This window comes from Halomonas marinisediminis, assembly GCF_004347715.1.
GTDB classification, from domain to species: Bacteria; Pseudomonadota; Gammaproteobacteria; order Pseudomonadales; family Halomonadaceae; genus Halomonas; species Halomonas icarae.
Window position 1 is genome coordinate 1 of the sequence record NZ_SLTR01000847.1, and the last position, 222, is coordinate 222.

The 222-nt window shown below is 45.0% G+C and carries 1 pseudogene; it reads right to left on the minus strand.

Going from position 1 to position 222, the window contains the following annotated elements:
• Positions 1–48: 48 nt before the first annotated feature.
• Positions 49–156, minus strand: a pseudogene (locus E0702_RS21640) (hypothetical protein); the annotation flags it as partial.
• Between the last annotated feature and the right edge of the window lie 66 nt (positions 157–222).

Here is a 222-nt window from a genome sequence, read left to right on the forward strand (position 1 = left end):
GAGAACAGCTGTTAGTGAAATAAATGATCCTATAGAAGAGACAGTGTTTCATGTGGTGTAAGCATCTGGGTAGTCTGAGTAGCGTCGTGGTATTCCTGAAAGGCCCAGGAAATGTTGAGGGAAGAATGTTATGTTTACTCCTACGAATATGATGGCGACGTGGCCTTTTGCTCATGTGTCATCTAGGCTGCAGCCTGACTATCGTGGGAATCAGTGAACACA